Below are 6,959 nucleotides of genomic sequence, written 5' to 3'. Positions count from 1 at the left end.
GAACGTCCGCTCCTGGCCGAAAGCCGACGGTCAGAGTGAAAATCCATAGAGGAATTGGCGCGCTCAACGCCTTTCGCCGACATTCACAGTTGGGTCTAGCGCGTCATGGGGCAGCCCGCCTCTGGATAGATTGTCCACGATGGGTTGTTGCGGCCAGACGCACTGAGTCCAACTCGCACTCACGCCTTCCGCACAAACTCCGACTTCAACCCCATCGCCCCGATGCCATCGATCTTGCAATCGATGTCATGGTCACCATCGACCAGGCGGATATTGCGAACCTTGGTGCCGACCTTGACCACCAGCGACGAGCCCTTGATCTTCAGGTCCTTGATCACGGTGACGCTGTCGCCGTCCTGCAGCACGTTGCCGTTGGCGTCCTTGATGATGCGTACGCCATCATCGGCGGCCGCGGCGGCCGGCGCTTCGGCCGACCATTCGTGGCCGCACTCCGGGCAGACCAGCTGCGCGCCGTCCTCGTAGGTGTACTCGGAATTGCATTGCGGGCAAGGCGGCAGCGTGGTCATCGGCGTGGAATGGGATGCAGGAGGGCCGACAATTATAGTCGGCGCACAGATGCGGCCTGGATGCGTCGGTAACGATGGCGAATGGCCGTCGATCGGCGCGTGCCGCGTTGCCATCGTTGCGGCACCCGTGCCGCCGGCCCGCCGCCCCGGGCGGGCACCTTCAACGGAGATTCCGCCGATGAAATCGTACCTGGTGCTCCTGCTCGCGCTGTCCGGCAGCGCGTTCGCCACCGATCCCGGCAAGCCCGATGCCGGCATGGCCATGTCGCACAACGTGACCCATGCCGCCGCGACCACCTGGGGGCCTGCGCCACCCGCGTTGCCGCCCGGCGCGCAGGCCGCGGTGCTGGTCGGCAATCCCGGCCAGCCGGGCGTATTCACACTGCGCCTGAAAATGCCGGCCGGCTACCGCGTGCCGCGCCACTGGCACCCGACCGACGAAGCCGTGACCCTGGTCGAAGGCGACCTGACCTTGTCGATGGGCGCCGCCGACATGGCGCACGACGAAGCCCTGTCGCCGGGCGACTTCGTCAACCTGCCCGCGAAGATGCACCACATGGCCAGCTCGAAAGGCGGCGCCATCGTGCAGATACAGAGCACCGGTCCGTTCGAGATCAACTACATCGACCCGAAGGACGATCCGCGTAATGTCGCCAAGGCCGCCGGATCGAATTGAGGCGCAATAAGGACGGCCGGGCGATCACCCGGCCATCGGCCTGGCTGGACGCAGCGCGGCGCCCTTCGTAATCCCCGCCGCGTTTCCCCGTATCAGGTGGCGGGCGCGGCATGCCGCCGCGCCGCCACGCCAGGAGGCGCCATGCACATCCGTATTCCTGCCGCACTTGCGGCCTTGCTTTTCATCGCCACCACCGCCCACGCCGGTTCCTGGGCTCTCTCAGGAAGGGTGTCGGGAACGAACACGGCCAACGAAGGAAGAATGTTCCTCAGCGTCATGGACGAGAACGGGCTGCCAGTGACAGGACTTACCGCTGCCAGCTTCAAGCTGAGCAACATCCTCTGCGATGGCAATGGCCGCAACTGCGGCACCTACGAGGGCACGATCGATGCCGTTTCGGAGCAAAGCGGCGCCGGAGGTGCTGGCGTATACATCGTCAGCTACAAGGGCGGGCAGCGGCCCGGCGTGGTGACGTCAGGCATGGGAATGTCCGTGGTTCGCGTGGGGTCGATGCAGGTGGCATCTGCGACGCCAACGGGCGTTCGCCGAAAATTCGTCCAACGCGTGCAACAACTCTTCGTCAGCCCATGACGAAGTGAGCCCCCGAAGCGGGTCGCGCATCGGGCGCGGCAGGGGAGCGCATTTTTTCCGATTTCCAGGGTCGGGGCCGAGTCGACCCAATCGACTCGGCACCGCGATCCGAACGCCCGCAGGATATCCAGGCGATCGTCCGGCCATCGAGTTACAGGATGTAACGACTCAGATCGGGATCCTGCACCAGCTCGCCCAGGTGCGCGTCGACGTAGGCGCGATCGATGGCCAGCGACTGGCCGTCGCGATCCGGCGCTTCGAAGCTCAAGGTGTCGAGCAGGCGTTCCAGCACCGTATGCAGGCGGCGCGCGCCGATGTTTTCCTGGCGCTCGTTGACCTGCGCGGCGATCTCGGCGAGGCGGTCCACCGCGTCGGCGCTGAAATCCAGGCCCACGCCTTCGGTCTTCAGCAGCTCGACGTACTGCTTGGTCAGCGCCGCCTTCGGTTCGGTCAGGATGCGCACGAAGTCCTGCTTCGACAGCGCCGACAATTCCACGCGGATCGGGAAACGGCCCTGCAGCTCCGGAATCAGGTCGCTGGGCTTGGCCAGGTGGAACGCGCCGCTGGCGATGAACAGGATGTGGTCGGTCTTGACCGTGCCGTACTTGGTGCTGACGTTGCTGCCTTCGACCAGCGGCAGCAGGTCGCGCTGCACGCCTTCGCGGGAAACATCGCCGCCGCCGACGTTGTCGCCACGCTTGGCGACCTTGTCGATCTCGTCGATGAACACGATGCCGTGCTGCTCGCAGGCCTCGATCGCCGCGGCGCGCACGTCGTCCTCGTTGACCAGCTTCGCCGCCTCTTCGTCCAGCAGCAGCGGGCGCGCGGCCTTGATCGCCAGCTTGCGCGTCTGCGACTTGGCGTTGCCCAGGTTGGAGAACATCTGCCGCAGCTGTTGGCCCATTTCCTCCATGCCCGGCGGAGTCATGATGTCGACGCCGACGTTGACCGCGAACTCCATTTCGATCTCGCGCTCTTCCAGCTCGCCGGCGCGCAGCATCTTGCGGAACTTGGCCCGGGTATCGTCGTCGACGGCCACGCTCTGCGCGACCGGATCGCCGCCGAAGCCGAAACCGCCCGGATTGCGCTTGGGCAGCAGCGCATCGAGGATGCGGTCTTCGGTGCGTTCCTCGGCCTGCGTGCGCACGCGCACCTTGGCCTGTTCGCGGTACATCTTCACCGCGGTGTCGGCCAGATCGCGGACGATCTGCTCGACGTCCTTGCCGACGTAACCGACCTCGGTGAAGCGCGTGGCCTCGACCTTGACGAACGGCGCGTTGGCCAGCGTGGCCAGGCGACGGGCGATTTCGGTCTTGCCGACGCCGGTCGGGCCGATCATCAGGATGTTCTTCGGCATCACCTCGTTGCGCAGCTCCTGAGGCAGCTGCATGCGCCGCCAGCGGTTGCGCAGCGCGATGGCGACCGCGCGCTTGGCCGCGTGCTGGCCGACGATGTGGCGGTCGAGCTCCTGCACGATTTCGCGCGGGGTCATGGTGGAGGATTCGTGATTGGTCATTTGTGCTTGGCGATTCGTTGGTGCGGCGGGATTCGAAAGGTTCTTCCGTTCTTGCTTCGCCCCTTTTCCAAGGGGGCTACGGGGGATTTGCTCTTGGCAGCCTTGGCGCGAAAAGCAGATTCCCCTCGATCCCCCTTCTGCGAAGGGGGAAGGCGGATCAGAGCTCTTCGACCACCACGTTGCGATTGGTGTAGATGCAGATGTCGCCGGCGATGTTCAGCGCCTCGACCGCGATGGACTTCGCGTCCAGCTGCGTGTGCGCGAGCAGCGCGCGCGCCGCCGACAGCGCGTAGCTGCCGCCGGAGCCGATGGCGATGATGCCGTCCTCCGGCTCGATCACGTCGCCGGTGCCGCTGATGATCAGGGAGGTGTCCTTGTCGGCCACCGCCAGCAGCGCCTCCAGCTTGCCGAGGCGGCGCTCGGTGCGCCAATCCTTGGCCAGCTCGACCGCGGCGCGTTGCAACTGGCCGTGCTTTTCCAGCTTGGCTTCGAACAGTTCGAACAGGGTGAAGGCATCGGCCGCGGCGCCGGCGAAACCGGCCAGCACCTGGCCGTCGCGGCCGAGCCGGCGCACCTTGCGCGCGTTGCCCTTCATCACCGTGTGGCCGAGGGTGACCTGGCCGTCGCCGGCGACGGCGACATGGCCGTCGCGGCGCACCGCGATGATGGTGGTGGCGTGGAACACGTTGGGATTCTGGCTGGGATCCATTGGGGTCTCCGGGGTACCCACTTGTAGGTGGGGGCAGGCCGGAGGGGTTCAAGCCTTTCTGTAGGAGCGCACCTGGGCGCGACCATGGAAATTGCGCCACGCGGAGAATTCCGCTCCGGATAATTTCCGGTCGCGCCCAGGTGCGCTCCTACGGTTTGCGCTTGGCCCTGGGATGTGCCGCGTCGTAGACCTTGGCCAGGTGCTGGAAATCCAGGTGCGTGTAGATCTGAGTGGTCGAGATGTCGGCGTGGCCCAGCAGTTCCTGCACGCCGCGCAGGTCGCCCGACGACTCGAGGATGTGGCTGGCGAAGCTGTGCCGCAGCATGTGCGGGTGCACGTGCTTGAACAGGCCCTGCCGATGGGCCAGCTGCTTGATCCGGATCTGCACCGCGCGTTGCGAGATCGGCGCACCGCCGCGGCCGGGGAACACGCAGGCGTCGACCGGCGCCTTCTGCTCGTCGCCCCAGGCCTGCAGCGCGGCGCGGGCATGCGAGCCGACCGGCACGATCCGTTGCTTGTTGCCCTTGCCGGTGACCTGGACGAAACCGCCGGTCAGGTCCAGCGCGTTCCAGCGCAACGCGCACAGTTCGCTCAGGCGCAGGCCGGAGGAATAGAACAGTTCCAGCAACGCGCGGTCGCGCAGGCCCAATGGCGCATCGGTCGGCACTTCGACCAGTTGCACGGCTTCATCGGCATCGAGCACCTGCGGCAACTTGCGCGGCGCCTTCGGCGCGCGGATGCCGGCGGCGGGATTGGCGGCGACGCGGCCGTGCTTCAGCAACCACGCGAATAGGCTGCGGCAGGCCGACAGGCGGCGCTGCAGGCTCTTCGGCGACAGGCCGCGACGGTGTTCGGCGGCGATGAAGGCGCGCAGTTGTGCGGTGTCGAGCTGCGTGGGATCGGCCGTGCCCTGCTCCGTCGCCCAGGCCTGCAACGCGTCGAGATCGCGACGATAGGCGTCGAGCGTGTTCGCCGACATGCGGCGCTCGACTTGCAAGTGGGAAAGAAAATCGACGATCGACGAACCAGCATTTCGTTCGTCATCCCGGCGCACGCCGGGATCCATTTTGACTTTGAGGTTGCCTTTTCCGCTCACGATCGGGAGCAGACGCAAAATGGATTCCAGCTTTCGCTGGAATGACGGCAAGAAGCGTTTCGGTTACCCATCGAATCGCCTGAGCGCCGTCGCCAGCGCCTCGCCCATCATGCGCAGGAACAAGGTGCCCATGCCGGGATAGAAACGGTTGCCGTCGCGGCTGCCGACCGCGACCAGGCCGATGCCGGGCAGCGGCAACAGCGCGGACGAGGCGACTTCGCCGGCGCGCGCGCCGTACAGCAGCGCGTTCTTTTCCGGTTGCAGGCGGCCGCACAGCGGCTCGCCGTCGGCGAGGCAGTCGCGGAACGGCGCCAGCGATGCGCTGCCGGGTTCGACGACCTGCAGCCACGCGGCCTCCTCCAGCCCCGGGACCGGTTTGAACGACACGATCCGCACCAGGTCGCCGTTGAAATCCTCTTCCAGCGACGCGGCGGTCGCGCGCAAGGTGTCGGCGGCGCTGTTCTGCTTCAGCAGCGCCAGGGTCAGCTGGTGCGTGCGCACGACCAGGCGTTCGTTTTCCTGCGCGTTGGCGAACAGCTCGTTCAGGCGCTTGGACAGTTCGCGGTTCTTGTCGCGCAGCACGTCCAGCTGGTAGCTGGCCAGCGACGCGGTCGGGCCTTCGTCGCGCGGCACCACCAGGCTCAAGGCCAGATCGGGGAACTGGCGCAGGAAGGTCGGATGCCGGCGCAGCCAAGCCGCGACTTCGTGCGCACCCAGTTTCTCGATATCGCTCACGGTGTCCTGCTCCTAGACAAGCCATTCCCCTTCGAATACGAATGCCGCCGGTCCCGACATGATGACCTGCGCGCTGCCGTCCGGCCAGCGGATGCGCAAGTCGCCGCCGGGCAGCGCCACGGTCACGTCGCGGTCGACGCGGCCGCGCCGCATCAGCACCGCCGCCGCCGCACAGGCGCCGCTGCCGCAGGCGAGGGTTTCGCCGACGCCGCGCTCGTACACGCGCAGGCGGATGCGGTCGCGCGAGACGATTTCGGCGAAGCCGATGTTGGCCGATTGCGGGAAGGCGGCGCTGCGCTGCAACTGCGGGCCTAGCGCGGCGACCGGCGCCGCATCGACATCGGTCACTTCGATCAGCGCGTGCGGATTGCCCATCGACACCGCGCCGAAGCGCACCGCGTGGCCCTCCAGATCGGTCTCGTAGATGTCCTGCGCCGTGGCGAAGCCGGCCAGCGGAATTCGCGCCGGCTCGAAATCCGGCACGCCCAGTGCGACCGCGTAATCGCCGTTCGGCAGGGCCTCGACCACGTGGGTCGCCACCGGGCTGTCGATGCTGAACTCCCGGCCCTGCGCCGCGCCATCGCGTACCAGCCACGCGGCGACGCAACGCGCGCCGTTGCCGCATTGCTGCGAGTTGGAGCCGTCGGCGTTCCAAATGCGATAGGACGCGACCGAACCCGGCGCGCGCGGCGCCTCGATGGTCAGGATCTGGTCGCAACCGACGCCGAAGTGGCGGTCCGCGAGCTTCGCGGCGAGCGCGGCATCGGGCGGCGGCGTGCCATCGCGCAGGTCGAGCACGACGAAGTCGTTGCCCGCGCCGTGCATCTTGCTGAAGCGCAGCACGGGCGTGTCAGCGGCGCGCATCCGGCGTGGACGGTGGGGTCACGGGCGCGGATTCGGGGGTCGTCGGTTCGGTCGCCGGCTGCTCGGCCGGCGCGGCTTCCGTCGGGGTCGTTTCCGTCGCCGGGGTTTCGGCGGGGGCTGCCGGCGTTTCGGCCGGGGCGTCCTTGGTCGGCAGGAACAGCGGGCCCTTGGCGCCGCAGGCGGCGAGCAGGGCCAGCGCGACGGCGGCAAAGGCGAGGCGAAGCGAGGTCTTCATCGGCCGAGTA

Annotated in this window: 9 protein-coding genes; 2 read left to right on the top strand and 7 right to left on the bottom strand. The window is 67.3% G+C overall.

Translation table 11 applies throughout. The features are described 5' to 3' along the window. Positions 1-179 precede the first annotated feature (179 nt). On the bottom strand, positions 180-527 hold the full coding sequence (locus J5837_RS07260; protein WP_210536002.1) for a zinc ribbon domain-containing protein YjdM: 348 nt from the start codon (positions 525-527) through the stop codon (positions 180-182). Positions 528-705: 178 nt separating this feature from the next. Here J5837_RS07260 and J5837_RS07255 point away from each other — a divergent pair, with 178 nt between their 5' ends. After that, the gene (locus J5837_RS07255) at positions 706-1,203 is read left to right on the top strand and encodes a cupin domain-containing protein (protein ID WP_210536001.1); all 498 of its coding nucleotides are present in this window, start codon (positions 706-708) and stop codon (positions 1,201-1,203) included. A 141-nt stretch (positions 1,204-1,344) separates the two neighbouring features. Beyond that, positions 1,345-1,794, top strand: a complete 450-nt coding sequence (locus J5837_RS07250) for a hypothetical protein (RefSeq protein ID WP_210536000.1) — start codon at positions 1,345-1,347, stop codon at positions 1,792-1,794. A gap of 151 nt (positions 1,795-1,945) precedes the next feature. Here J5837_RS07250 and hslU read toward each other — a convergent pair whose 3' ends face one another. From hslU to lptM, 6 genes are all read right to left on the bottom strand, one after another. Further along, positions 1,946-3,310, bottom strand: a complete 1,365-nt coding sequence (gene hslU, locus J5837_RS07245) for an ATP-dependent protease ATPase subunit HslU (protein WP_484573293.1) — start codon at positions 3,308-3,310, stop codon at positions 1,946-1,948. A gap of 157 nt (positions 3,311-3,467) precedes the next feature. Then, positions 3,468-4,019 carry an ATP-dependent protease subunit HslV gene (gene hslV / locus J5837_RS07240; RefSeq protein WP_210535998.1) on the bottom strand — a complete coding sequence of 184 codons (552 nt, stop codon included), beginning with the start codon at positions 4,017-4,019 and terminating at the stop codon, positions 3,468-3,470. A gap of 148 nt (positions 4,020-4,167) precedes the next feature. Then, positions 4,168-5,085, bottom strand: a complete 918-nt coding sequence (gene xerC, locus J5837_RS07235) for a tyrosine recombinase XerC (protein WP_210535997.1) — start codon at positions 5,083-5,085, stop codon at positions 4,168-4,170. Between the two features lie 93 nt (positions 5,086-5,178). Beyond that, the gene (locus J5837_RS07230) at positions 5,179-5,850 is read right to left on the bottom strand and encodes a DUF484 family protein (RefSeq protein ID WP_210535996.1); all 672 of its coding nucleotides are present in this window, start codon (positions 5,848-5,850) and stop codon (positions 5,179-5,181) included. 12 nt (positions 5,851-5,862) lie between these two features. After that, on the bottom strand, positions 5,863-6,714 hold the full coding sequence (gene dapF / locus J5837_RS07225; protein WP_244755696.1) for a diaminopimelate epimerase: 852 nt from the start codon (positions 6,712-6,714) through the stop codon (positions 5,863-5,865). After that, a complete protein-coding gene (lptM, locus tag J5837_RS07220; RefSeq protein ID WP_210535995.1) occupies positions 6,701-6,949 on the bottom strand; it encodes an LPS translocon maturation chaperone LptM in 249 nt (82 codons plus the stop codon). Before lptM ends, dapF begins: the two co-directional genes overlap by 14 nt. Positions 6,950-6,959 lie beyond the last annotated feature (10 nt).

The sequence above is a fragment of the Pseudoxanthomonas helianthi genome, assembly GCF_017939625.1.
GTDB lineage: Bacteria > Pseudomonadota > Gammaproteobacteria > Xanthomonadales > Xanthomonadaceae > Pseudoxanthomonas_A > Pseudoxanthomonas_A helianthi.
Note: the sequence above shows the minus strand (reverse complement) of the source record. Positions and strands in the feature narration are given on the sequence as shown.

Bases quoted from the DNA above. Each gene is read 5' to 3' on its own strand.
- hslU (WP_484573293.1), bottom strand. From the start codon at position 3,310: ATGACCAATCACGAATCCTCCACCATGACCCCGCGCGAAATCGTGCAG.
- J5837_RS07250 (WP_210536000.1), top strand. From the start codon at position 1,345: ATGCACATCCGTATTCCTGCCGCACTTGCGGCCTTGCTTTTCATCGCC.
- J5837_RS07260 (WP_210536002.1), bottom strand. From the start codon at position 527: ATGACCACGCTGCCGCCTTGCCCGCAATGCAATTCCGAGTACACCTAC.
- hslV (WP_210535998.1), bottom strand. From the start codon at position 4,019: ATGGATCCCAGCCAGAATCCCAACGTGTTCCACGCCACCACCATCATC.
- J5837_RS07255 (WP_210536001.1), top strand. From the start codon at position 706: ATGAAATCGTACCTGGTGCTCCTGCTCGCGCTGTCCGGCAGCGCGTTC.
- lptM (WP_210535995.1), bottom strand. From the start codon at position 6,949: ATGAAGACCTCGCTTCGCCTCGCCTTTGCCGCCGTCGCGCTGGCCCTG.
- xerC (WP_210535997.1), bottom strand. From the start codon at position 5,085: ATGGATCCCGGCGTGCGCCGGGATGACGAACGAAATGCTGGTTCGTCG.
- dapF (WP_244755696.1), bottom strand. From the start codon at position 6,714: ATGCGCGCCGCTGACACGCCCGTGCTGCGCTTCAGCAAGATGCACGGC.